15 protein-coding genes and 1 pseudogene are annotated in these 23,442 nt (G+C 54.7%); 2 read left to right on the top strand and 14 right to left on the bottom strand.

Going from position 1 to position 23,442, the window contains the following annotated elements:
- Window positions 1-43: 43 nt before the first annotated feature.
- From MTP36_RS06840 to MTP36_RS06820, 5 genes are all read right to left on the bottom strand, one after another.
- On the bottom strand, window positions 44-241 hold the full coding sequence (locus MTP36_RS06840; RefSeq protein WP_249254252.1) for a hypothetical protein: 198 nt from the start codon (window positions 239-241) through the stop codon (window positions 44-46).
- Window positions 242-635: 394 nt separating this feature from the next.
- On the bottom strand, window positions 636-2,237 hold the full coding sequence (locus MTP36_RS06835) for a glycoside hydrolase family 36 protein (protein ID WP_249254251.1): 1,602 nt from the start codon (window positions 2,235-2,237) through the stop codon (window positions 636-638).
- Window positions 2,230-3,615 (bottom strand): glycoside-pentoside-hexuronide (GPH):cation symporter, encoded by a 1,386-nt coding sequence (locus tag MTP36_RS06830; RefSeq protein WP_249254250.1) that lies wholly within the window; start codon window positions 3,613-3,615, stop codon window positions 2,230-2,232. Before MTP36_RS06830 ends, MTP36_RS06835 begins: the two co-directional genes overlap by 8 nt.
- Window positions 3,606-5,987, bottom strand: coding sequence for a glycoside hydrolase family 2 protein (locus MTP36_RS06825; RefSeq protein ID WP_249254249.1), 2,382 nt, complete (start codon window positions 5,985-5,987; stop codon window positions 3,606-3,608). The genes MTP36_RS06830 and MTP36_RS06825 overlap by 10 nt, the downstream gene beginning before the upstream one ends.
- Entirely contained in the window at window positions 5,984-6,547 is a 564-nt protein-coding gene (locus MTP36_RS06820; RefSeq protein ID WP_249254248.1) for a TetR/AcrR family transcriptional regulator, read from the bottom strand. The genes MTP36_RS06825 and MTP36_RS06820 overlap by 4 nt, the downstream gene beginning before the upstream one ends.
- 247 nt (window positions 6,548-6,794) lie before the next feature.
- On the opposite strand from MTP36_RS06820, the gene MTP36_RS06815 reads away from it, so the two are divergent.
- Both MTP36_RS06815 and mcrC read left to right on the top strand, forming a co-directional pair.
- A complete protein-coding gene (locus tag MTP36_RS06815; RefSeq protein WP_249254247.1) occupies window positions 6,795-9,233 on the top strand; it encodes an AAA family ATPase in 2,439 nt (812 codons plus the stop codon).
- Window positions 9,223-10,290, top strand: coding sequence for a 5-methylcytosine-specific restriction endonuclease system specificity protein McrC (mcrC, locus tag MTP36_RS06810; RefSeq protein ID WP_249254246.1), 1,068 nt, complete (start codon window positions 9,223-9,225; stop codon window positions 10,288-10,290). The genes MTP36_RS06815 and mcrC overlap by 11 nt, the downstream gene beginning before the upstream one ends.
- A gap of 148 nt (window positions 10,291-10,438) precedes the next feature.
- Here mcrC and rnr read toward each other — a convergent pair whose 3' ends face one another.
- The 9 genes and pseudogenes from rnr to MTP36_RS06765 form a co-directional block, all read right to left on the bottom strand.
- A complete protein-coding gene (rnr, locus tag MTP36_RS06805) occupies window positions 10,439-12,562 on the bottom strand; it encodes a ribonuclease R (protein ID WP_249254245.1) in 2,124 nt (707 codons plus the stop codon).
- A gap of 174 nt (window positions 12,563-12,736) precedes the next feature.
- Window positions 12,737-12,988, bottom strand: a complete 252-nt coding sequence (secG, locus tag MTP36_RS06800) for a preprotein translocase subunit SecG (RefSeq protein ID WP_005923602.1) — start codon at window positions 12,986-12,988, stop codon at window positions 12,737-12,739.
- A 101-nt stretch (window positions 12,989-13,089) separates the two neighbouring features.
- Window positions 13,090-14,685, bottom strand: coding sequence for a penicillin-binding transpeptidase domain-containing protein (locus MTP36_RS06795; RefSeq protein WP_249254244.1), 1,596 nt, complete (start codon window positions 14,683-14,685; stop codon window positions 13,090-13,092).
- Between the two features lie 77 nt (window positions 14,686-14,762).
- Window positions 14,763-15,854 (bottom strand): annotated as a pseudogene (locus MTP36_RS06790) (tyrosine-type recombinase/integrase); the annotation flags it as partial.
- A gap of 106 nt (window positions 15,855-15,960) precedes the next feature.
- Window positions 15,961-16,248, bottom strand: a complete 288-nt coding sequence (locus MTP36_RS06785) for an excisionase (protein ID WP_005932579.1) — start codon at window positions 16,246-16,248, stop codon at window positions 15,961-15,963.
- A 385-nt stretch (window positions 16,249-16,633) separates the two neighbouring features.
- Complete coding sequence (locus MTP36_RS06780) at window positions 16,634-17,287, bottom strand: SdpI family protein (protein WP_055185098.1); 654 nt, start codon at window positions 17,285-17,287, stop codon at window positions 16,634-16,636.
- Entirely contained in the window at window positions 17,284-17,553 is a 270-nt protein-coding gene (locus MTP36_RS06775; RefSeq protein ID WP_081028388.1) for a metalloregulator ArsR/SmtB family transcription factor, read from the bottom strand. The genes MTP36_RS06780 and MTP36_RS06775 overlap by 4 nt, the downstream gene beginning before the upstream one ends.
- 572 nt (window positions 17,554-18,125) lie before the next feature.
- On the bottom strand, window positions 18,126-21,434 hold the full coding sequence (locus MTP36_RS06770) for a DEAD/DEAH box helicase family protein (protein WP_249254242.1): 3,309 nt from the start codon (window positions 21,432-21,434) through the stop codon (window positions 18,126-18,128).
- Complete coding sequence (locus MTP36_RS06765; RefSeq protein WP_249254241.1) at window positions 21,434-23,377, bottom strand: Eco57I restriction-modification methylase domain-containing protein; 1,944 nt, start codon at window positions 23,375-23,377, stop codon at window positions 21,434-21,436. The genes MTP36_RS06770 and MTP36_RS06765 overlap by 1 nt, the downstream gene beginning before the upstream one ends.
- Between the last annotated feature and the right edge of the window lie 65 nt (window positions 23,378-23,442).

The following is a 23,442-nucleotide window of genomic DNA, read 5'->3' as shown; positions in this document are numbered from 1 at the left end:
GAGGGGGTTCCTCCTGTTGTTTGGATTTTCATTTTCTATTGTATCACATTTTTCTGCAATGTTCATCTTTAATCATCGCTATTTTCTTTTTTGACTGGAAAAGTTGTTTACCAATGGCTGACAATGTGTTAGAGCCATAAACTTTCTCATTTGGAGACGCTAATCCTGCATCCAACGGATGCAGTTCAAGGGTTTGGGTGTCCCCAACAAGTATTTTGCAACGCAAAACAAGCAGCTGCATGACAAATGATCAGCGACAGTCTCCCCCTGAACTGCAATAAATCCCTGACTTCCACTTTCTCCTTTCACCTGGCTCAGAAATAAAGGCCTTCACTATGTACACCGAAATCGGGCAAAAAGGAGGTGCTTTTCACGTTTCTTTCACAAAATTTTAACATCCAAAGCCTTATCCAAATCTATTCACTCTACCCTTTATGTACATAGCACCTTGTGAGATAGCACGAAAAAAGCCGATAGGCTTTCGACCTACCGGCTGTTCGTCTGCTTATATTCAACTTTCGACAATTTATATTATAGCACCGATTCGCTTACGATGCAATGCGTTTTTTCTCCAATATAAGCCGTTTTTCTCCGTTTATAAAGTATGATTATACAAGCACATATTCGGCTGCTTTCTAAAAAGGGCTGCAAAGCAACTTTTGCGGTCTGCCGTACAGAAGATACTGAATACAAACCGTCCCCTCTTCCGTTTTCACCTTCACCTGTTCTGCATGTTCAAATATATCGCGCAGACGGCGGTACTCTGCCCGCTGCGCATCCGTGTAGCGGGACGGCATATCCGAGGTAAGGAACACATTACCCAGCAGGGCATTGACCGTGGCAAGGGTGCGTTTTTGCTCTGCCGTCAGCTTGCAGTTTTCCTCCCGGAGGAAGAACACATCCGGGTCGCTGCCATAGGCACGGCCATTGAGCTGCCGCCGGAATAGCGTGTTGTTGATGGCCTGCTTTGTGGACACCCGCTCCCGGTGGAACAAGCGCATATACCACACATCGTCCCAGTCCAGCCCTACGTCACAGCTGACACGGCAGTAATCCACCAGCCCGAAAGCCGGCATCACCGGTACGCCGCAGCCGAGGATCTGCTTTTGCCCGCACCAGCTGCGCAGCAGCTCCATAGCACGGTACATCCGGGCTGCCCGGCTCTCGCGGGCGTTGCCAAAGGGGGCAGCACCGTACAGAAAATCCAGCTTGACAAGGTCGAAGCCCCAGTCGTTCAGCACCCGGTCAAACACCCGGCGCAGATAGTCCAGCACCGCCGGGTTGTCGATATCCAGCGCATAGAAACTGCTCCAGTTGCTGCCGCAGCACCACGGTTTGCCGTCCACTTTCAGCAGCCAGTCTGGGTGCTGAAGGAAAAGGGCAGAGTCCTTTTCGCACACAAAGGGTGCAAGCCATAGCCCAGCCTGAAATCCGGCGGCGTGAATTTCCTCCACCATGCCTTTCAGCCCGTGGGGGAATTTCTGTGCATCTGTTTCCAGCCAGTCGCCCACCTTCGGCTCCCAGCCATCATCGATCTGGAACAGGTCTCCCGGGCAAAGCAGACTGCGGCATCCGGTCAGGTCCTCCCGGATGGTATCCTCGGTGATGTTCTGATAGCGGTTGTACCAACTGGAATAGCCGGCCAGCTTCTTCTCCGTCCGGGGCTTGATGCCCATGGCCTGAAACCAGCCGTCGAACACCTCGGCCTCGCTGCCCTCGGCAAAAAACAGGTCGAATAGGGCAAAGCTGCCGCCGGGATGCTCCACCCCGGCGCAGTCCCGCTCCAGCGTCAGCAGGGCTTTGCCGCTGTCGTAGCGGAAAATGGTGTAGCCCGGCTTCTCGTCCAGCGATGCCACCAGCCGGAACTGCTTGCCCTTGCGGAAATAGCAGTAGGAAAAGCCGTGGCTCTGCCCCTTTTGATGTCCGTAAGGCGCAAAATGATAATCGCCGTAGCGGTCAAAGGCGTATTTCTTGCGCAGAAAGCCGGGGATGTGGTCGGTGCCACGCAGCTTGCCGTTCCGGTTTAGCTCCGGGCTGTAGGTCCATGTCTGGTAGCCGTTCATGAACAGACGCTCGTCTGCTTCCATCTTCCACGGCAGCTCGGCACGCACGGTTTTCAGTGTCCCGGCGGGCAGGTCGGCATTCAGGTGCACCGCGCCGCATCCCGGGTACACCGGGGCATCGCCCTGCCGCATACCGCCGGAAGTTTCTGCGTACCAGTGCAACGTTTCAGTCATGGTGCGCTTCCTCCCCGTGGAGCTGTGCGCTGATCTCGGCAGCGCGGGCATCGGTCAGAACAAATTTGCGCCGGAACAGCACCAGCACACCCGCCAGCACCAGCATGGGCAGGACCGTCATCATCAGGCGCAGACCCAGCAGGGTTCCGGCGCTTTGTACTGCCACCGGGCCGGTCTCCTCCGTGTTGCCCACAAGACCGATGAGGTCCAGCCCGATGCCGGTGAGGAACACCGCCACACCGGAGGCTGCCTTGACCACAAAGGTCTGCATGGAAAAGATGACGCTCTCCTCCCGGCGTCCGGTCTTGAGCTGGCCGTAATCCACACTGTTGGAAAGGAACAGGGTGGTCAGCACGGTCAGCATCCCGTTGCAGGCGAACACCACCACGCCCGGAATGCACAGCAGGGCAAGGCTGTGGGAAAGGCCGGTCAGGCAGAACACCAGCAGCGTGCCGTAGCCGCACAGTGCCAGCACAAGACTCAGGTGGAATACCTGCGTGCTGCTGAGCTTTTTGCGCAGCAAGGGGTAAAGCACCATCATGCCAAGGATCTGCGCCGCACCGCCCACGGTGGAAAACAGGGTGTAGGTGGCTTTCCAGCCTGCACCGCCAAGGTCGTATTTGAAGAAATAGATGATGAAGTTGGAGGTAAGGTACAGTGCCGAGTTGATCAACACGATGCTGCCCACCACTACCATAGCCTGATCGTTGCGGAACAGGGCGGAGAACATCTCCTTTACGGTGGCGGTCTTCATCTCACTGGGGGTGGTTTCTTTCATGGAAATGCAGCACACCAGCTCTGTCACTGCAAAAATTGCCGCTACGATCAATGCCACCCAGCGGAAGCCGGCGCGCTCGCTGTCGCCGCCAAGGGCTCCCACCAGCAGCATGGTGAACATGGCAATGAGTGCCGAACCAACGCCTGCACAGGTACGGCCAACCATAGAGAGATTCTCCCGGTCTTTGGGCGTGCGGGTCACGGCGGGGATCATGGACCAGTAAGGAATATCCATCATGGTATAGGTAACGCCCCACAGGATGTACACCACGCTGAAATAGACCATCAGCGCTGCTTCGTCCAGCACAGGGGCGGCAAACAGGGCGTAGAGCACCAGTGCATTGAGCAACGTGCCGGAAAAGATCCACGGACGGAAACGTCCCCATCGAGTGCGGGTCTTTGCCACCAGAACCCCCATAAAGGGGTCATTGAAGGCATCAAAGAACCGGGCCGCCATGAGCACGATGCCCACAAAGCTTGCCGAGAGCCCCAGCACATCCTGATAATAATACATGACGTAAGAAGCCGACAGGGCATATACCATATCCTTGCCCACGGCACCAATGCCGAACGCGGTTTTCTGTTTCAGGGTCAGTTCCATACAGCATCCTCCTTTTCAATGGTGAACCGCAGCACAACAGGCTGCGTCTGCGGTGCAGAAACGGTCAACACGGCTTCTCCGGCAGTGCCCACGGTGCGCAGATAGGTGCCGGTCATGCCGCCTTCTGCCACGGCGGTCTGCGGGCCCACAAGGGCGGCGTTGCCCTCCACCGCAAACTGCACCGGGAACTGTGCATAGGGGGCCAGGGTGCCGTTCTCGTCCAGAATCCGCACCCGGACGGCTGCCATATCGTAAGTATCTTTTTCCCGAAGAGCCGTCCGGCTGACCTTGACTTCCAAGTGCAGCTTTGCGCTGGGGCAAAGGGTCACGCTGCGCACCACGTTGCCGTCCTGTACGGCATCGAACCGCCAGCGGGTGGCTTCGCCGCCCCAGTTGCCAACGTACTTGCCGTAAAGCGCCACGCCATCTTCAAAGCTCATTTTGTAGCGCAGCATACACCAGCCGAATTTGACCTTGTAGGCAAGCGGCAGCCCCGGCAGCCCATATTTCCCGGCAGCCAGCAGGCAGTCCCGCACGGCAGCGGCCTTGGCGGGAGAAAAGTGCTCCTGCGTTTCCAGCAGCTCGCCGATGGTGTCGTCCATCACAAAGGGCGGGTGGGGCAGTGCCGTCCATTCGCTGCGGCGCAAGGCGGTGACAAACACATCGTTTTTGTACAGCCTGACCTGCTGGGCATTGCTGAAAACGTAGGCCGTGCCCAGCTGCCCGGCGGGGTTATCGCCAATGTCCATGGAGGAGCTGACCGCCAGCACCGGGTCAGCGTCACCCTGACTGGCATAGACCGCTGCCGCCAATTTGGGGTTGCGGAAGCTGTCCAGCACGCCGTGGTAGCAGATGCGGTCCCCGGAGCCAAAGTCCTTGTGGGTCTGGTAGTCGAACATGCACCAGCCAAAGCACCCGGCGTGCTCCCCGCTGGCATAGGCGGCGTTCTGTACCCGGACGTGCCGCAAAGCATGCTCCTGCCGATGGGGACCATCGTCAAAGGGCTTGGTGGGGTACATGTGACCGTTGCACTCCGAGATGAGCAGCGCCTTGCCCATATCGGGGGTCACGTCTTTTTTAGGCTTTGCGCCGGGCGTTACGCCGTTGTGGGAAAAATCGTTGTAGGCATAGACGTCCTCCAGCAGATGACTTTTTTCCAGATACCGCACGCCGGAGGTGGCGCGGCTGGGGTCCAGCTGATGGGCGATTTGATTGGTGCGGGTGTAGAAGGCATCGTCATCTACGCTCTCGTTGATGCGCACGCCCCACAGGATGATGCTGGGATGATTGCGGTTTTGCAGGAGCATCTCCCGCAGCATCTCGCAGGCGGCGTCCTTCCAGTTGTCATCCCCGATGTGCTGCCAGCCCGGCAGCTCGGTGAATACCAGCAGACCCCGGCGGTCGCACTCATCCAGAAAATACTGGCTTTGAGGGTAGTGGCTGGTGCGCACGGCGGTGCAGTGCAGCTCCTCCTGCAAAATGCGGGCATCCTCCCGCTGCAGGCTTTCCGGTGCGGCATAGCCGATGTAAGGGTAGCTCTGGTGTCGGTTCAACCCCCGCAGAAAAGTCTTTTTGCCGTTGAGGTAGAAGCCGTCTGCCCGGAACTCTGCGGTGCGGAAGCCAAACGTCACCTGTTTGCGGTCGATGGCCTGTCCTGCCGCATTCAAAAGCTCTGCCACGGCATGATGTAAAACCGGATGCTCGGTATCCCACGGCTGTGCGTCCGGGACGGAAAGCTGCATCTTCCCGGTTTCTGCTGCCTGTGCGGTCTGCTCTGCCAGCAGGGTGCCGTCTGCGGTCTCCAGCCGGATGCGGACCGCCGCGGCTGCGGGCGTAAGCTCTGCCGTCCACTGCACCACGGCGTCATGCAGGGTGGGCGTGTAGACGAACAAATCGGTCAAGCGGCTTTCTGCCGTAGCTTCCAGCCAGACCTCCCGGTACAGCCCACCGTAGGTCAGGTAGTCGATGACAAAGCCAAAGGGCGGGATGGCGGGGTCTTCACGGGTGTCCAGCTGCACGGTCAGCAGGTTTTCGCCCTCCCGGTCCACAAGGTCGGTGATCTCCACCGCAAAGCCGGTATAGCCGCCCCGGTGCTGCCCGGCAATCTTGCCGTTGATCCGCACCACCGCCTGATGAGCAGCGCCGTCAAAGCGGACAAACAGTCGGGGCGCAGCCTGCACCGGCGGCACCCGGAACCGCTTCCGGTAGCCGCAGACCATCTCGTAATCGGCGGGGGTGGCATAGTGCAGCGGCACCTCCCGGCAGGTATGGGGCAAGCGGACGGCTTGTTGTTTTGGCACCGGCAGCCCCTTGCCAAAGGCCTCTGTCCAGTGTCGTGTAAACTCCCAGTCCTCACAAAAACTGTGTTTCATCGCGGCAGCACTCCTTCCAGTAGAATCGAGACCATTTCCTCCAGTACAGCCACATACTGCACTCCGCTTTCTGCCAGACTGCGGTCTGCCAGAAAGCTCTCAATGGATGCGGTGATCATCTGCCGCAGCACCGGCAGGGACACCGGACGCATAACCCCCTCAGCCACAGCCTGCTCCAGCAGCGCCATGGTGGGCTCCCAGCCGTTTTCCAGCTGACTGCGCACCCGCGCCGCCACCACCGGGTATTTCTCGTCCAGTTCCTTCATCTGCTGCAGATCCAGCGCGGCATACTCATCCGGCATAACAATGATGACTGCCCGGAGTTTTTCCTGCAAAGTACCGCTGCCTGCCAGAATTTCCTGCTTGCAGCGGTGGATGTCCGCAAAGGCGTGGTCTACCATGTCCAGCAGAAGAGCCTCCTTGGAGGGGTAAACGGTGTAGATGGTTTTTTTGCTGATATGCAGCGGCTCTGCCACCTGCTGCATGGTGAAATGCAGCCCCTGTTGACGGAATAACTGCATGGCCTGTGTGCGCACAAGGGCGCTGAGATCCTCCTGCATGAGCATCCTCCTTCTGGAAACCGAAGTTTTCCTTCCGGTTTCCATTCTAGTACGGAAACCCACGCAAATCAAGTGGTTTCCGCATTTTCTGCGTTTTGGCGAAGAATCAGAGAAAAATTGCAGCAAAGTGACAGTCATTCGCCCGTCTGGTTTTCAGGCGGGCATTTTCTTTTGCCGGAATATGGTGTTTCTACTTTTATCGTGGTACAATATCTTAAAGACTTTTTGATTTTTGGAGGGAGCAGCTATGATCGATCATGCAAAGCTGGAGCCTGTTTTGCGCGGATACCAGGCCTATTTTTCGCAGCACTGGCTTCATGGAGAAGATTTCAAATGGGAAGCTGCACAACAATTCCACGACCACTGGAATATTGACGCGGCAGATTTTGGCGGAATGTTCAAGGAAGCCACTGCAAAGGTCTTTTCGCTTCTGGACACCGGCTATGCCTATCCCCGCGCGATGATCCTGAATTTCGCAGCAGCAGACTGTGAAGCCACCCGCGCTATGTTCCGCAGTCTGTTTGATGAATCCATCGGGCTTTCTCAGCGCATCGCCGCATTTCAAGCTGCTGCCGAATCCCTGCGCATAAAATACAACGATGGCAGCTGGAACAACCACTACCAGAACACCAGTGCTATCAGCGTCTATCTGTGGCTTCAGTTCCCGGATAAATATTATGCCTATCGGTATGCCGTATCCCGTGATATCGCAAAAGAATTAAACTTTGACGCACCACCCAAACGGGATGGTTCCATCGACTCTCTGCTGAACAGCTATCGTCTTTATGATGAACTGCGGGCAGCGCTGAGCCAAAATACTGCCGTCACCCAGATGATCCGCAGCGCCATTGATGCAGCCCCTGCCGGGAAATACTGGCCCGACACACACTGGAATATTGCTGCCATTGATCTGGGCTTTTATCTGAGCCGCTATTATCTTCAGGAACAGACAGTCGCTCAGAAGGAATCCGAGTGGTTTCCCAGCAAAGCAGACTATGATCCGGGCATTACTACAGAGCAGTGGATCAGTCTGCTGAACGACCCGTCTGTCTTTACACAGAATGCGCTCCGCATTATGAAATGTATGCTGGATTATGGTGGTCAAGCCACCTGCAAGCAGCTTGCGATCAAGTACGGTGAAGCTGCCGGCTTCTACAATATGGGTTCTTCCAGCCTTGCACGAAGGGTCGTTGAAAAGACAAATTGTCCCCTCATGCCGCGCGACAGCGAAAACTCCCGCTGGTGGCCTGTTCTGTATACCGGTAAAAGCGCAGATTCCAAAGAAGACGGCTCTTATATTTGGCGTTTGCGGGATGAGCTTATTCAAGCCCTGAAAAAAACTGACCTTTCACATATTCCCCTTTATGCCGTTTCTTCTGAAAAAGACTCTGCTTCTCCCCGCCACTACTGGTGGCTGACCGCAAGTCCAAAAATCTGGCAGTTTTCCGATCTCAAAGTCGGTGAAGAACAATCGTATACATTATACAACGAAAGCGGTCATAAGCGGCGGATCTTTCAGAACATTCTGGATGCTAAGGCAGGTGATCCCGTCATCTGCTACGAGGCCAACCCCGTTAAAAAAGTAGTTGCCCTTGCAAAAATCACACAAGAAAATAACGGAAAAGAACTTTATTTTGAAAAGACCGAAAATCTAATATCCCCCATTGAATACTCCACTCTGAAAGATTGTCCGGAACTGGAAAAGATGGAGTTTTTTGTACAACAGAATGGAAGCCTTTTCAAGCTTTCGGAAGGGGAATACAACTTTATTCTGGATCTCATCCGGGAAGAAAATCCAGCACCTGTCCGTTCGATAGCATCGAACGCTTATACAAAATCAGATTTTCTGAACAACGTATTTCTGAGCGAACCGCGCTATGACGTTTTGGTCTCTCTACTGCGCCGTAAAAAGAACGTTATTCTGCAAGGCGCACCCGGCGTTGGAAAGACCTACGCCGCCAAACGGCTGGCGTACTCCATGATGGGCCAAGCCGATTCTTCCCGGGTGGAGTTCGTACAGTTCCATCAGAATTACTCTTACGAGGATTTCATGCTGGGCTACCGGCCGGATGGCTCCGGCTTCAAACTGACCGAGGGTGTATTTTACCGCTTCTGCCAGAAGGCTTCCAACGACCCTGACCGGGAGTACTTTTTCCTCATCGATGAGATCAACCGGGGCAACCTGAGCAAGATCTTCGGCGAGCTGATGATGCTGATTGAAAGTGACCACCGGGGTGAAAAGATCACGCTGGCCTATAATGGGATGCCCTTCTATGTCCCGGAAAATCTCTACATCATTGGCATGATGAATACTGCCGACCGGAGTCTCGCTATGATCGACTATGCGCTGCGCAGACGGTTCAGTTTCTTTGAAATGGAACCGGCGTTCACCTCCGAGGGATTCCAGAACTATCAATCTGCGCTTGACAATGAAACCTTCAATGCTCTGGTGGAACAGGTCAAGGCATTGAACCGGGAGATCACTGCAGATGCCTCCCTTGGTTCCGGCTTCCGTATTGGTCACAGCTACTTCTGTCTGGCCGACCCTGCCGCCTGCACCGCTGATTGGATGCGCTCTGTGGTGGAATTTGACCTTCTCCCTACGCTGGCAGAATACTGGTTCGATGCGCCCGACAAGCTGCATCGTTGGGAAGAAAATCTGCGTGGTGTTTTCAATGACGACTGACAAAGGGATCTTTATCCAGAACATCTACTATATGCTCTCCTACGCCTATCAGGTGCTGCAGCAGCAGGATTATCAGTGCATTGCCTCGGAAAAGTTTGAGCACATCGACGATTTGTTTGCCGCTATCCTTGCAAAGGGCGTTTCCCGGCAGCTGAAGCAGGGGCTTTATCGGGAATATGTTTCCCGAAGTGAGACCCAGTCGGTTTTGCGGGGAAAGCTGGATCTTCCGCAGACCATTAAGGCCCGCATCCAGCACAAGCCCCAGGTCGCCTGTACCTTTGACGAGCTTTCGGAGGACAACCTGTATAACCAGATCCTGAAAACCACCCTGCAAGTGCTGCTTCGGGACGAGAATGTTTCTGCTGCGCGCAAAGTGGAATTGAAGAAAGTGCTTCTGTTTCTGGACACGGTTTCTGTACTGCTTTCCTCTCAAATCCCATGGAAGCAGTTACATTATCAGCGGAGCAATCAGAATTACGAGATGCTGCTGAATCTCTGCTATTTCGTGCTGCACGATATGCTGCAGACCACCGAAAACGGCAGCTATAAAATGACAGCATTTTCGGATGAACACATGGCAAAGCTGTACGAACGCTTTATTCTGGAATATTACCGAAAGCACCACACCTATCTTACCGAAGTTAAAGCTGCACAGGTCAAATGGGATCTTGTAGGAGAGCACGATGCTGCCATGCTGCGGTTTCTCCCCGCCATGCAAACCGATATTTTTCTACGTTTCCACGAAAAAATTCTGATTTTGGATGCCAAGTATTACAGCCAGACATTGCAGCAGCGTTTCAACAAAGAGACCTTGCATTCTGCCAACCTCTACCAGATCTACACCTACGTCAAAAATCAGGACGCCGCCCATACCGGAAACGTTTCCGGGCTGCTGGTCTACGCCAAAACGCAGGAAGCCATCACGCCGAATTGCCTGTTCAACTTGGGCGGCAACCAGATCGGTGCACGCACCTTGGATCTCAATCAGGATTTCCGGCAGATCACCGCACAACTGGATGGAATCGCCCAGCAGTTTTTCGGGAAGTATCCGCTTTGATATTTTCCATGTCGATTTACCGCACGTCTGGTCTTCAGGCGGGCATTTTCTTTTGCGGAGATCCTAAGAATTGCAAAAAACTGTCCCCGAAGCAGCGCGGTCTTACGCGATCTGCTTCGGGGACAGTCTGTTTTGTTTTATGATAAGGTTACTGCTTTGCGCTTTCCGGGGCGACCTCAAAGTCGATCTTGCCCAGATTGACGTCTGCGCGCACGATGGTGATCATCATGGTATCGCCCAGATTCCAGTTCTTGCCGGAAACGGGGTCGGAAAGGCGCACACCCTCGGTAAGCATGGTGCCGGTAGCGGTCAGGCTGGAAGCGGGCACAAAGCCCTCCACGCCGTTTTCCAGCTCAATGAACAGGCCGCGCTGGGTCACGCCGGAGATGCGGCCCTCGTAGCACTCGCCCAGATGGCGGCGGGCATACTCGGCCTTGTAGCAGTCCTCGGCCTTGCGCTCGATCTGCATGGCAATCACCTCGCGCTCGCTGGCCTGCTTGCTAACGTCCTCGGCAAACTCGCTGTAACGCAGGATCATGGTGTCCTTGTCCGTGCCCTTGAGCTGAGCAGTCATGATGCGGTGGATGGCCAAGTCCGGGTAGCGGCGGATGGGGCTGGTGAAGTGGGCATAGTCCTGCAACACCAGACCGTAGTGTCCCTTGGGTTTTTCCTCGTACACAGCTTTGGACATGCAGCGCAGCATACCAACATTGATGATCTGCTCGTAGGCCGTGCCGCGCACACCCTCCAGAATGGCGCTCAGCTCCTTAGGGGTGGGCACATCCTTGGCAAAATGGTCGTTGACGCCGCAGGCCTGCAGCAACCCGTGCAAGCGCTCCAGCTTTTCGGCGTTGGGCTCCTCGTGCACACGGTACACAAAGGGAATCTGCTTCACGCGGGCAAAGTGGGCAGCGCACTGGTTTGCCAGCAGCATAAATTCCTCGATCATGGCCTCGCTCTCGCCGGAGGTGCGCTTTTTCACGTCGATGCAGTGGCCGTCCTCGTCCAGGATCAGCTTCACCTCTCCGCTCTCGATATCCATGCAGCCGCGCTCCTTGCGCAGACGGGCACGGTGGCCGTACAGCTCCTTCATGGCAGGCAGCTGTGCCAGCACCTCGTGGTACTTACCGGTCAATTCGTCATCGGTGCTACCGGCCAGCAGTGCGTTGATCTCGGAATACACGCCCTTGACCCGGCTGCGGATGACGGATTTGACAAAGCGGTAGTCGGTCAGGTTGCCGTCCTTATCCAGCCGCATCAAACAGGAGAAGGCCAGTCGCAGCACGCCCTCGTTCAGGCTGCAGATACCGTTGGACAGCTGCTTGGGCAGCATGGGCACCACCTGATCGGCGTAGTAGACGCTGGTAGCGCGGTTAAAGGCCTCGTTGTCCAGTTCGGAACCGGGCTTGACGTAGTTGGAAACATCCGCAATGTGCACGCCCAGCTCAAAGCCGCCGTCCGGGGTCTTGGTCAGACTGATAGCATCATCGATGTCCTTGGTCTCGGCGCTGTCGATGGTAAAGATGGGCAGGGCGCGCAGATCCATGCGGCCCTCGCAGTCCGCAGCAGACACCTCGGCGTTGTCCAGCTTTTTGGCCTCGTCCCGCACCTTGTCCGGGAAGCGGTTGCGGATATCCTGTGCGTAGAGCAGTGCCTTTGCGCAGCGCTTGGCCTCGTCGCAGCTGCCAAAGCGCATGGCAACGCCTACGCGGTGATCCTCCTGACGGTTGCCGCGCAGCAAAATCTCCACTGCCACCTTGTCGCCGTCCTTGGCGCTGCCTTCGCAGTCCCGCATGACCTGCATGGAGATGGCGGGGCAATCGTCCGGCACGAACTTCAGGCGGCCCTCCATGCGGTGCATGGTGCCAATCAGAGAATTTTTCTCTTCCAGAACAGCAAGGATCTCGCCCTCATCGCTGCCCTCTACCCGGGGATGTGCAAACTTTTCCACCAGCACCTTGTCGCCGGGCATCGCGCCGCGGGTGAACCGGCCGGGGATAAAGATATCGCTGGTGCCGTCCTCCAGCATGACGAAGGCAAAATTCTTGCCCAGCTTTACCACCTTGCACAGCAGTGCCTTATCGGCACGGCCGCTGCGCACGGTGAAGAACACGCCCTGCCGCTGGCAGATGACAGCCTCGTGCACCAGCTGGTCCACAGCCTCCATCACCTTGCGGTCTGCACCGCGATCCCCGCCGAACTTATTCTTCAGATCTTTTACGGTGCACGGCTGATTCTGGATCGCGTGCTCAATTTTATCGCGCATTGCCATAAAATATTTTCTCCTTCACTTCCGTGGCTGTGCATCTCCTGCGGAGCACAGCCCTGCCTTGGGACGGGCACTCTTCCCCTGTCCCCTCTTTGCGGCAGCCCGCAGAACCGGCTGCCCACACTTTTTTCTGCACAGAAAAACAGCCCCGTCCGTTCACGGGGCTGCAACGCCTTCTCAGCCTGCCAGACGGCCTGCAAACAGGCAAGCCAGAATAGCAACCACAAAGAACACCACGCCTGCAATGCGGGTGACCTTAGCCAGCATCTGATCTGCCGGGGTCAGTCGCGCATTGTTGGCACCACCCACACTGCCGTTGATGGCACCGGACAGACCCTGACCGTGGGTGTGCTGCATGAGGGTGAGGAAAACGATGACCAGCGAAGCCACCAGCAGAATGGCACCGCCAACAATTTCGATAACAGACATGAATCGTAACGCTCCTTTTATTTGCAAATACGGAAAACTACGCAAAAATACGACTATATAGTAACATAACAAAGCCAAAATTGCAAGTAGAATCCGCGCATTTATCCCGCCGCTTCCAGCGCGTTGCAGACCTGCGCAAAGATATCCGCACCGGAGTACGCGGTGTGGATCGCACCGTCCTGCAATACCACAATGGTATAGCGGGGTTTTTCTGCCGGCCAGAACCCCGCAAACCACAGGTTGCAGCGCTCGGCGCCCTCCGGGGTGAACTGCCCGGTCTGGGCGGTGCCGGTCTTGCCGCCCGCCCCACCGGAAAGCCCAGCGGCATCCTGCGCGGTGCCCTGCTGCACCACCTGTACCAGCATGGCGCGCAGAAGCGCTGCGCTCTGTGCCGGAATCACCCGCCGTCCCCGAGGGTGGCTGAGGTTTTCCACCGGCCGTCCTGTGGTCTCGTCCAGCGTGGCTTGCAGCACATAGGGAGCGCGGTATACGCCGTCCGCTGCAAAGGTGTTGAACATCGCCGCCACCTGCATAGGTGTTGCCAGCAGACTGCCCTGCCCAAAGCTGAAATTAGCCAGCTGCCCGCTTTGCGCTAACTCCTGCGGGGCGGGCAACTGACCAGCCTCGGCGGCAAGCCCTTCTGCCAGCGGCAGGCTCTGCCCAAAGCCGAAAGCCTTGGCGGCATCCAGCAGGCTTTCCGCGCCCAGCTGCTGCCCCAGACGGATAAAATAGCCATTGCAGCTTTTTTCCAGCGCAGCAGCAAGGTCAACCTGCCCGTGCGGCACCCCGCCCGCGCAGCGGAAAATTTGTCCATCCACTACCACCGCGCCGGTGCACTCGAAAACCGGCTGCAAGCCCGCTTCCAGTGCGGCCGCCGCCAGCACCGGCTTGAACACTGACCCCACCGCGTAGCATTGCAGCGCCCGGTTCAAAAAGGGGCTGTTCTCTGCCTGTAAGCTGTCGGCCAGGTGCTCCGGGTCGTAGCCCGGCACACTGACGCTGGCGCGCACCGCCGCTGTGGCGGTATCCAACACCAGAATGCAGCCGTTTGTCATGGTACTTGCTGCCACTGCCTCCACCGCCCGCTGCACCGGGCGGGAGATGGTCAGCTGCACGCCCAGTGCCCCGCTGTCGGCTTGCAAAAGCCGGGGCATCTCCCCGGTGCGCAGCGTGCCCTGCGCCGTAACATCGCAGATAAGGCTGCTGTGCTCCCCTGTGCCGGAAAGCACGCCGTCCAATGCCTTTTCCAGCCCGGCAGCGCCATGACCCGTGCCATCCAGATAGCCTAGCAGATGCTGACACAGCGGCACTGCGGCATACCGCCGGGCGGTGGGGTAACCGGTCAGACCAAGACGAGTGGGGTCGCAGTTCACCTCCAGCAAAAACGGGGCGGCGCGGCTGCGGCTACGGTACAAAAGCGCCTGTCCGGCGGCATCGGTACAGGCATACAGCCGGTCGTAATTGCCCTGCCCGGGAAAGCACACCACCTGCCAGCGCTCCTCAAGACCGGTGAGCAGCCGCCCCTGCGCATCATAAAAGTTGCCCCGCCGGGCGGGCAGCTGTAAGGTGACTGTGCTTTGCGCCGCCGCCCGTGCAGCATAGGCGGGGTGCAGCGCCAGCAGATACAACCGGCACAGCACCACCGCAAACCCCAGCAGCAAAGCGGCATACACCGCCAATACCCGTTTGCCGGACATGAAGCCACCACCTTTCCGTTGCTGTTAGGGTGGGCAGCAGAGGTGCGGGGTATACATAAAATGAAGCTGTGCGTGTAGACATCCAACGTCACACTGGCATTGGAGTGTCCCATCAGGTATTGCAGGCTTTTTACATCCAGCCCGGCCTGCTGGACATTGGTGCAGAAGGTGTGTCGCAGCACATGAGGTGTAATGCGCGGAACAGGTTTGCTGTACGCCTTCTCAAACTTTCCCTGCACGCCACGCATATAGTTTTCCAAGTGCATTGCCACTTTCGGCATTCCGGACTTGTCCAGAAAGAGAAATCCGCTGCAACCATCTACCAGCGCTTCCACTTTCGTGGACGCTCTAGCTTTTACTACACGCCGCAATGCCGCACAAACGGTATCTGTCATGGGAACATTGCGGATACCGCTTTTTGTTTTCGGCGGTGTGACAAAGTAGGGCTTTTCAGCCGTCCGGCAAAGCTGCCGCCGGACATGGATACAGTGCCGTTCAAAGTCGATATCTGCTCGTGTCAGGCCATACAACTCACTCACACGCAAGCCGGTTCCCATAAGAATGACGATATCATCATAATAGTTGCCGCCATAGTCTTGAACGAATTGCAGATATTTCTCCTGCTGTTCTCTGGTCAGTGCATCACGCACATAAGCGTCCTTCGGCACAACATCCGACAGCTTGAACTTGAATGGATTCTTGCGGATGATGTCATCCTCCACCGCCATCTCAAACGCCGGTCTGACAACGCTTTGCAGGATTCCTATGGTGTTTTGCTTGAAACCGCTGTCATGCAGAAACACGAACCAGCCTTTCGCATCGGACAATTTTACCGTTTTGATGGCTTTTTGCCCGAAAGGGTCAGCATGAATCCGCTTGACCGCTGTGTTGTACGACCGAAGTGAATTGGGTTTCAACCCACGTTTCAGGTTCATATAGCGGTCAACCAGATCAGCCACCGTCATCTCTCCGGCGGCGTAGTCGATGCCGTCTGCCAAATCGCGCCACAGTTCTTCCTCTTTTTTCCGCAGCTCTGTCAGGGATTTAGCGTAAATACAACGCCGTTTCTTGTGGATATCGGTATAACGATAGTCGTAGGTGCCGTTTGCTCTCTGGCTTTCGCCATCCTTCAAAACACGGCCCTTGCTATCTTTGCGCTTTTCAGACATTTAGAAACTCCTTTCTGTGAAAAGCGCATATAGGGGTTAATTTTAGTATACCATACCGACCATGCGATTTCCACCGATATCGAATAGAAAAGACGTTGCATCATTCTCAAATAGAATACGCCTGCTCGATAAAGCAATCAAACAGACGGCGCTTGATCAAACGCTTGTTGCCCACCCAAAGGACAAATTTGCACTTATCCTCGTTGGTAATCTCGCGCAGTTTATTGATGCCAATGCCGGAATAAGCCGCAGCTTCCTCCAGCGTTAAATTGCTCTTTTCCCAGATCGGAACTTGTCGGGACTTGGTCCCTCCATCTTGCTGATGCAAGACCGTTCCGTCGCTTGAAGTCTCCACCGGGGACTTCATTGCTTCGCAAACGCGAACTTCCTTCATAGGCAGACCTCCAATTCCTTGTAACCGAACGCCTGTAACCGGGCAGGAAAACTCTCTTTTTCTGCACACAGGGCATCCGGTGAGCTTTATACTTTTTCTTATCTTTTTAAGGTTACATGGTTACAGAAAGAGGAAAACGCAGCAGTTATGCGGACTTTTCGGTGTAACTGCTGCGTAACCAAACCTGTAACTGACCGTATAACCGCTGTCCATCAGAAGGGAAATCCCAGTTGCTGGGCTTCCGCATCCGTCATTTCGGAGAAATCTTCAGCCCCGGTTTCGGGGCTGGTTACATATAAATTAGAGTACAAGAAAACACCCTGCAAGATTTTTAGTCTTGTAGGGTGTTTCATATATAGCATCTCGTGAATCACGGATTGCGGCATTAGTATTTTGATAATGTGTAGGTATAGCAGGTGTTAATAATCAAAAGAACTGCTACAATGCTCATTGTCCACCAAAAGCAAGAAAAGCCTTTCGTCAAAAAGCATACTATGATTATAATAATACCTCCCACGATAAACGAAATACCTCCAAAGCGTTGGCTTTTTTTCCACGCTGTTTCATTTTTTATACTCCATACGGTTCTCAGCCCTACAACTGAGTTCATTCGTAGTTTTGGCATAATGTTACCCAATAGAACCATTGAAACTCCAAGCAGTCCGAATAAAAGTTGATTTATATCAAGTGCAATGGAAGACAGATTTTCAATCGAATTGAAATCAGCATACAAAAAATAGACCGTCATAGCGTTGAAAAGTGCAAGAGATGCTATTCCAGTCACAATACATACATTTTTGTTATTACTTCCATTTTCTTCTTGTTTTGAGGATAACTTAGCCATGGCAAGCATAAAATAGCCAAATAAAACTGTAATTACAGGGAAAATTAGTGTTTCATATTTGCTACCCCAACGTGTCACTTGATTATTCATATCATAATGAGCCGGGATTTGCTCTGGCAAGAACTGTAAGGCAATCAGGACAACTACCAATGGTAAAAACATGAGACTGTAAAAAACGACCATTTTCTTTTTCATTGTTGACCTCCACGCAAATTACTGATCCACATAATTGTTTCATCAAGGATAGATAAATTCAATTCGTAATAAATATAATTTTTATATCGAGTTTCATAAATCAAGTCTGCCTTTTTTAGCTTCGATAAATGGTATGACAATGCCTGTGGTGTCATATCCAATGAGATTGCTAAATCTCCTGAACTTATTTTACCTTCCTGTAACTTTAGCAGAATTTTTCGACGTGTATCGTCTGCTAAAGCAGCTAACACTTCATTTATAGCCAAGCGATCACGCTCCAATCTATTTCAAACAATCTTTAAATAGATTATATCACACACATACTCTTTATACAAGGTTATTTCAAAATATTTTTAAATAGTAAAAAGATACCGTCAATGGTCACGATAAACATTTCCTTGCCCCTATTTATTATATGTAAATAATCTGACTATAAATGATTTTTCTAATCTCCGTTTCAACAGCTTGGCGTTGGAGAACGCAGCAGCGGAGCTGCTGGATCTGCCGCCATTTTGCGCCAGATAATACCCAGTAGGATATGACGCACAGCATCATATCACTGGGCAAGGCGTTCCCCCTTGACTCCCTTCAAAGGGCTGCGGTCTCGCCTGTCGGCTCGGTCGGTGCTTCAAAATGCCTGCGGCCTTTTGAGGTCGCCACTGGCGACCCGCACCTCTGCACTCTTGCTCCGGGCAAGCTGTCCTGAACGGACAGCTGGTCCGGCTCCGATGTAACGAGAACTGACAAATTCGTCCGTTTTTGTAACAAGCATAGCAAAAAGGCGGCCATCTGCACCCATGCAGACAGCCGCCTTTGGTTTTATGCCGTATTCTATTGGTCAATCTCTGAAGATCTTATCCAGTTCCCTTTCCATGGTGCCTGCCTTGGCAAATTCCAGCGTATCCGCCTGACGGATATGGTGGGCGGTGATGCCGTGATCCTTTGCAAAGCCCAGAATGTAGCTGATGGCAATGCGGTAGATGATCTCAGTGGGCGCAAGCCCATAGACCTGCTTGGCAAAGATATGTTCCAGCCGGGCGTTATCGTCCGGGAAGGCTTGCCGCATCTTCTCGCTGCGGTAAAGGCGCTTGACGATTTCCGTAATGTACAGGCCGGACTTCATGTAGGGGTCCAGGAAGGTCTTACCGGGGTCATCGAAGCAGCCGGGATTTTCCTGTTCCAGCAGGTCTACCATCTTTTTCACCACCCATTTGGGGGTAAAGATCTGGTTGGTTTTCTGGGGCGGGATGTAATCGAAGATATCCTCGGTGCGGCTCTCGTCAAAGTAATCCGCCAGCTTGACCTTCAGGTTCAGGAATTCCTTCACCGAATCGTCAAACACCACCGGATCAAACAGGTGGCCTGCAAAGTGCTCCTCCTGTCCGGTGGCTTGGTTGATGTACGGCCCGCCGTCCCGCAAAAAGCGGAACTGTTCCAGCGTGATGCTGGTGACCTCCTGAAAGACCTTGTCCGGGATGATCCGGTCAAAATTTGCCAGCGTCACAGTCTCGTCGCCGTAGGCCATGAGGAAGGACGGGATGGTGCGGGAAAAGCCCCGGAGATGGTCACGGACGGTGTCCTCGTAGCCCTTTTTCTCCTGCTCCTTCTGGTTGGTCTCCACGGTGCGCACGATGGTCTGCTGTATCTCCTGCGCCGTCTGCTGGATGGTGGATTGCAACGTCTCCATGAGGGCGGCGGTGCTCTGCTGCTGCTTTGCGTCAAACTCCCGGTTCACCTGCTGGCGCTGCTGGGCGGTGGTGCAGCTTTGCAGCTGCTGGGTGCGCTGGATCTCCAACTGGCTCTGGTCGATGCGGTAGTTGTCCACCACCTTGTTCACCGCCACATCCATTTTGGCTTTTGCGGCGCTCTCAAACCGCTTCTGGTCAGACAGCTTCAGGTCCCGACCATACTCCTGCTTTGCCTGCTCCACCATGGGGGTGATGATCTCCTTGGTGATGCTTTTCTTCAGGGGTTCCAGATGCTCTTCTTTGGCAGGAGCCGGAGCATCTGTCAGGTCTTGCAAGGCGGTGTCCAGTGCCGGGGTGCTCTCGTAAATTTTTTCCCCGAACACATCCGCTGCCTTGCCGATGACGTAGCCCTCGTCCAAATCCACCTCGCCCTTGTCGTTCAGGGAGAGGTCTGCGCCGGTGTCCGGGGTGATCTGGATGGGCTTTGCCTTTGCTTCGCTGATGGGCTGGAAGTTTTGCAGAATGTCCAGCACCTCCTGCGGAGCACTGAACACGTTGGAAATGTTCTGGAACAGGAAGTTGCTCTGGAAGCCCATCCGTACCACTTCTTTGGACTTGATCTTCCGGGGGATGCTGAGGACTTTCTCCGCATCCAGCGGGATCATCTCCCCTTCCTCGTCCTCGCCGATGACCGGGAAGAAGTTGAGCAGATTCTGGATGTGCGCCTTGCGCTCCTCGGTGTCGCCCTTGCCGCTGGCGGTGTCCTGTGAAAGGTCGTTGGCGAACTGCTCGTAGATCAGCAGAGTGCGGGCAGGGTCAAAATCGAACACATAGGCGTTCTCTTTGCGGCGGAAGGTGCCGTTTTCGTGGAAAAGGCAGGGGTTCTGGGCACGGAATGCTGCCTGCATATACAGTGCCGGGCTTTTCAGGTTGGAGAGCATCAGCACCGCTGACCACTCCGGGATGGTGACACCGGTGGTCAGCTGCCCCACCGACAGGGTGATGGTCTTTTCGTGGTGGGCGATGGCGGCTTTTACCCGGTCAAAACTCTTCTGGTTCTCGTCCGTGTCATCCAGCTTGCCGTCACCGGCGGCTAGGATCACCTCATAGTCCCGGAATACCGGGTGCGCCTGCAGCTTTTTCGCCAGCGCTCTGGCACTGTCCACCCGGTTCAGCAGCCAGAAGGTGTGCTTCAACTCGGCACGCAGTTCCGGGGTGGAAAATGGAAATTTGTTCTGGGTGGTCATGGCATCCAGAAAGCAGTCCACCTCAGCTTCGTGCTCAAAGCTGCCGCTGGGCTTCACCTTGAAGAACTCGTTCAGGTCAAAGGCAAATTCCTGCGTTTCGCCGTCGATCTCCACGCCCTGACGGATCTCGTCCCGGATGATCTCGGACATCTGGTAGGTGTAGAGGTTGAGCATAGGGAGGTTTGCGTAGGGGTTCTGCTGCCCCGGGTCACCCTGCCAGTTCCGCTTGGCGGCCTGCTCGTCGGCGTAGGTCCAGTTGAAGATGGCATCTCCGGCAAACTTGTCGTTCGCCAGCGCCTTGAAGGGCGTGCCGGACAGGTGCAGCGTGAACTTGCGGCGGATGCGGTCAAAGGCAAGGTCGGTCTTGTAGGTGTCCACGCCCTCGTGGGCTTCGTCGATGACCAACACATCCCAGTTCAGCTCGGTCAGGTGGCGCAGCTTGTCGTACTCGCCGCCGAAATACTTCGAGCCTTTCATGTCCTGCAAGCTGACGAACTCAATGCGCTTATACAGTTCCTCGCCCTGTGCGGCGGCATCCAGATAGCCCTGCTCGTCCAGCACATGGGGCTGCCCGGCAAGGGCATCCACATGGCTTACGAACAGATAGCCGGACTCCCTGCCCAGAAAGCGCACATAGTCGCTGTACCAGCTGTTGGCAATGGCAGGGCGATTGGTGACGATAAGCACCGTCTGTGCATCGACCTGCTTGCAGAAGTCGTAGACGGAAAGGGTCTTGCCAAAGCGGGGCTTGGCGTTCCAGAGGTATTCCCCGCCGGGGTGGCTCTGGAAATAGATTTTGGTGTCGCGGACAGCCTTTGCCTGCTCTTCCCGCAGGGTGTAGGCGATGGCAGCATCCAGCTGCACACGGCCCCGGTTCATGCGGAAATCCTGAAAATACCGCCGGGACTGCTGTCCATCCAGATGGAACCACTCGTTTTTGCGGTCGTTCTCCACGTTCAGCTTGCGGAGGTAGGCGTGGAAATCGTGGTCGGTGAACACCTCGCCGCTGCCGTCGTCGTAGACGGCATTGCCCCGCCACTCCTCGTGGAACAGCACATCGGCGGTGTGGGTCTGCTGTTTCAGGCGTTTGTCCACCGACTGCTCGGTGTAGCCGATCTTCGTCCAGCCGTTGTGCCGGGCAATTTCCGGGGTGGTATAGGCGTAGATCATGGGCACCACCTGCCGGGCAGTGCGCAGGGTTATGCCAGCCATTATGCCATCTCCTTTATCATTCCTTGAATATAGTTTACTTCTTCACTAGACAAATCATATTTTTCAAACAGTTGTTTGTCTGTCCATTTTCTTGTAAAATCCTGACAAGGAACAAATGCGAATGACGCTTTGCTTAACTGCTGCGTCATTGCAATTTGTAGGATAAGAAATCGAACAAATTGCGTCTTTAAGTAATCCATATAGTTGGTTGCTTCTTCTTTTGAATCAAATGCTCCCGCCACAAGATACGTTTCGGAACATATTTCACCCGGCTTCAAAAGCTCCATCGTCGAAAGAACACGGTACTTTCCATCCTTGGCTGGTTGTCCTGCGTGTTCTGCCGTAAGACGAGAAATGATAATTTTCCATTGGTCAATCATTTCTGTTCCTACCCTTATCTCGGTACTTTTATATGGGCCACGTCCTCCATTGTATCGTAGTGTAATGTCACCGGTTTTCATTGGCTTTGCTGTTGTTGCAAGTCCAAATGGTTTTCTGCTGGAAACCACTTTATCCAGTGTTAATTCTCCATCTTCTTTTACTTTTTTGACTATTTCGGATGCAACTGGATAGCGAATAAATGTTTGAAACTCATTCAAATCTCTGTATGCTGTTGCAGCTTTTCCATTACGATAGTTTGTATACTTACACTTACCGTTATATGCTTCTTTCCAGACAAAATAGCAAACGCCACCTGCAACATCTACATTCGGAAAAACATCTAGCGAATTAGAATAATCAACCAATGTTGAAATATGCCTATCTCCTAGCATTTCCTCTCTGAACTTATCTAGTCCTTTACCTCCGGAGTACCATTTTGCAGGAATAATCAAGCAAATTGCGCCGGGATGTGTAGTTTTGATTGCTTCGATAAAACGATTATAGATAGGCGTTGCACTTACGCCGGCACCGCCATCACTTATCTGATACGGCGGGTTTCCGATGACATAATCAAACTTCATGCTGGTACTCCCTTCCTGAATGGTTTCAAAGTTCTGGGCGGTTCCATGGCTGCCCTTGCGCCAGTTTTTCACTTTGCACGATACTGCCGGGGTCTGCTCTTCCACCGTGCCAAACATTGAGAAGAGGTCAAGTTGTTCTGTCTCCGGCTGGGGCTTGCCGCCGGGCACAGACAGGTGCAAGCCGTCCATTTGCCACAGGTTCCAGCTGATGATGGTGGCGATAGGCTGTAACTCTTCTTTTGTGGGTTTGCGCTGCCAGCGGGCTTGCAGATGCTCTGCATAGGTCAGCAGCAGGTTGACCCGCGCCAGCAAAAGATTATCTCCCTGATACTCATAGCCGTAGGTGGACTGCACCGCATGGGTGGCATATTTGTGCCACTCGTCCTCTGTGGCAGCGTTCTCGCTTACCACACGCAGCTTGCGGTCCAGAATGCCAATGCGCCGGGCGACCGGGATCATCTCGCCGGTGGCGGCATCGTACCGGGACGCCAGAAAGGGGGCTTCGCCGCAGGTCACCTCCAAGCGGCGGCTCTGCACATACTGCACCCATGCCGGGGTCTTGCCCCCGCAAGCCGGGAACTGCACCGGCGTTTCCACCGTCTGCCAGCCTTGGGGCAGTTCCACCGTGAACTGCCCGGCGCTCTCCCCTGCCCCCAGCGCACGGAACCAGTCAGCATCCAGTGCGTTGTTCATCTTGTTGCAGACCCATGCGGGGCTGAACACTTCGCCCTTTTTGCGGGTGCGCTGCTGCTGGGTGTCGGTCTGCTTCATCATCCGGGGCAGCACCACCTCGTAGTGGGTCAGCCCAAGCTGCTGGGTGGTGATCTGCGACCTATCCGTGACAGGCTCGTACATTACCGTTTGCAGTTCTTCCGGCGGGTCGGTGGCCCAGATGATGTTTTTACCGGTGGATTTATCTTTTAGTAGTGTATCCAGCACCGCCTGCACTTCCGGTGCGTGAAAATCGATCAGTTGTTCCAACGGGGATTCCCTCGCTTTGCCTTAGCGTTGTGGCGGAAGTGATAATGTTCTTAGCGCTTCCTGCC

The organism is Faecalibacterium sp. I4-1-79 (assembly GCF_023347235.1).
Lineage (GTDB): Bacteria > Bacillota > Clostridia > Oscillospirales > Ruminococcaceae > Faecalibacterium > Faecalibacterium tardum.
The sequence above is the reverse complement of the archived record's forward strand: the minus strand, read 5'-3'. Positions and strand labels throughout refer to the sequence as shown.